Origin of the sequence: Mesorhizobium carmichaelinearum (genome assembly GCF_900199455.1) — a bacterium.
Taxonomy (GTDB): Bacteria; Pseudomonadota; Alphaproteobacteria; order Rhizobiales; family Rhizobiaceae; genus Mesorhizobium; species Mesorhizobium carmichaelinearum.
This window is the reverse complement of the sequence record NZ_FZQR01000097.1, coordinates 1-2,493: the sequence shown is the minus strand read 5'-3', so window position 1 is coordinate 2,493 and position 2,493 is coordinate 1. Positions and strand designations below refer to the sequence as shown.

At 62.8% G+C, this 2,493-nt stretch carries 1 protein-coding gene and 1 pseudogene; both read right to left on the bottom strand.

The window, feature by feature from the left end; all coding sequences use genetic code 11:
* Positions 1 to 149 precede the first annotated feature (149 nt).
* The gene (gene istB, locus CKW40_RS42060; RefSeq protein WP_027038551.1) at positions 150 to 878 is read right to left on the bottom strand and encodes an IS21-like element helper ATPase IstB; all 729 of its coding nucleotides are present in this window, start codon (positions 876 to 878) and stop codon (positions 150 to 152) included.
* A pseudogene (gene istA, locus CKW40_RS42055) lies at positions 811 to 2,377 on the bottom strand (IS21 family transposase). Before istA ends, istB begins: the two are co-directional and overlap by 68 nt.
* Positions 2,378 to 2,493 lie beyond the last annotated feature (116 nt).

Sequence of the window (2,493 nt, the reverse complement as noted above, 5' to 3'; positions counted from 1 at the left end):
TGTCAAACGGCTTCCAAAACTGACCCCCGATCGGCGTCCAATTTTGACCCCCTTATGTAATGCGCGGCGGTCAGCGTTCGCCCGGGCGGAGCTGGTGAGGGTTGCGCAGCCCGGGCGAACGCGGATGGCGCTTGGCAGCTGATGGGTGATCAGGCGCGGTTCTTGAAGCGCCAGGATTCGTTTCCGGTCTCGATGATCTCGCAATGATGGGTGAGACGGTCGAGCAGCGCTGTCGTCATCTTGGCGTCGCCGAAGACGGCGGGCCATTCTCCGAACGCCAGGTTGGTGGTGACGATGATCGAGGTCCGTTCATAGAGCCTGCTGATCAGGTGGAAGAGCAATTGCCCGCCGGCCTGGGCAAAGGGCAGATAGCCGAGTTCATCGAGCACGACGAAGTCGAGCCGGGTGAGGTAGTCGGCGATACGGCCCTGCTTGCCGCCGCGGTGCTCGGTCTCCAGCCGGTTGACGAGATCGACGACGTTGAAGAAGCGGCCACGTGAGCCGTTGCGGATCAGGGCGCGGGCAATGGCGATTGCCAGATGCGACTTGCCGGTTCCGGTGCCGCCGATGAGCACGGCGTTGCGCTGGTCGGCGACGAAGGTGCCGTTGGCAAGGTCCCGGACCAGCACCTCATTGACCGGCGTGCCGTCGAAGTCGAACTCATCGATGTCCTTGGCGATCGGCAGCTTGGCGACGGTGAGCTGGTATTTGATGGAGCGGGCCTGCTTCTCGGCGATCTCGGCCGATAGCAGATCGCCGACGATCCTCGGCGGCTCGTGCTGGCGCTTGATGCCTGTCGCCATGACCTCGTCATAGGCGCCCCGCATCCCGTAGAGCTTCAGCGTGCCCATCAGTTCCAGAACCTGCGTGCGTTCCATCAGCTTGCCCTCCTGAGGCTGTCGTAGCGGGCGCAGTCGGCTTGCGGTTCGTGCTGCAGGCGAAGAGCGTCCGGGGTGAGAATGGTGACTGCCGGCGCCGGATCGCGCTGCCGCGCCAGGATGTTGATGATGACGGCGGATGAGCAGACATTCTGATCGAGCGCGTCCTGGCAGGCAGCCTCCACGGCATCGATGCCGTCGGTCAACACCGTGGCCAGGATTGACACCATCTGCCGATCGCCGTCATGCGCCGCTTTTAATCGGCGTCGGATACGCTCCATCGCTGGTGGCAGAGCCCAGTCCCGGAATGGCGCGCCATTGCGCAGCGCACCGGGTTTGCGGGCAAGTACAGGGACGTAATGCCAGGGATCGTAGACCGTCTCGTTCCGCCCGAAGGAGCGGGCATGTTCGGCGACGACCACGCCGTCCTGGCGGATGACGATCCTGTCGGCATAGGCATGGATCTCGACCGGGCGGCCGACGGCCGTCGACAGGACCGAGTATTTGTTGGTGTCGAAGCGAACCGTGCAGGTCTTCGACACCGAGGCCGGCACCGTGTGGAATCCGTCGAAGGGGCCGCGATACTCGACCAGTTTGCCGCGCTCTTCCTCGAACACGTTCCAGATCGTTCGTTCCGGTTGCTCGACGTGACGGTGCGCCTTGGCGTAGGCGACGCACTTGTCCTGCAGCCAGGCGTTCAGCTCCTCATAGGTCTTGAAGCGCAGCCTGGGCGTGAAGAAGCGCTCACGCACCAGCCCGACCTGGTTCTCGACCTGACCCTTCTCCCAGCCCGACGCTGGCGTGCAGGCGACCGGCTGCACCAGATAATGGCTACACATCTGCAGGAGGCGGCGATTGTATTGGCGGTCCTTGCCAACAAAGATCGTTTCCACCGCCGTCTTCATGTTGTCGTAGATGCCGCGCGTGCAGGCGCCGCCGAAGAAGGCAAAGGCCCTGTCATGGGCGTCGAACACCATCTCCTGCGTCTCCCGCGGATAGGCCCTGACGAACATCATGCGGCTGTGGCAGAGCCGGACATGGGCGACCTTCACGGTCACCGTCACGCCGTTGATCAGGACGATCTCGTGGCTCCAGTCGAACTGGTAGGCCTCGCCCGGCGCGAAGAACAGCGGCACATAGGCGTCCGCCGTCGCCGACCCCTGCGCCTTCGCCCAACTCTTCGCGTAGCGGCGGACGGCGTCATAGCCTCCCTCGTAGCCAAGACTGCAAAGCTCTTCGTAAATCCGGATCAGCGTCAGTTGCTCGCGCGCGGCCTTGCCACGGTTGCCATTCAAAAACCCGTCAAGCTGATCCTGCCACGGACCGATCTTCGGCTTGGGCTGCCGCTCGCGTTCGTAGGAGAACGATGTCTCATTGGATCTGAGAATCTTGCGGACGGTGTTCCGCGACACATGCAGTTCGCGGCAAATCCGCTTGAGCGACCATCCTTGCACATGGAATGCGCGCCGAACTCGGGCAATCGTATCCACCGACTTCATCCCCACACCATCAGCTCGCCACGACGAGCTGATGGTCGCAAATCAAAGCATCAGGGGGGTCAAAATTGGACGCCGATTCCCCAGCTTATGGGGTCAATTTTGCACGCCGATTCACA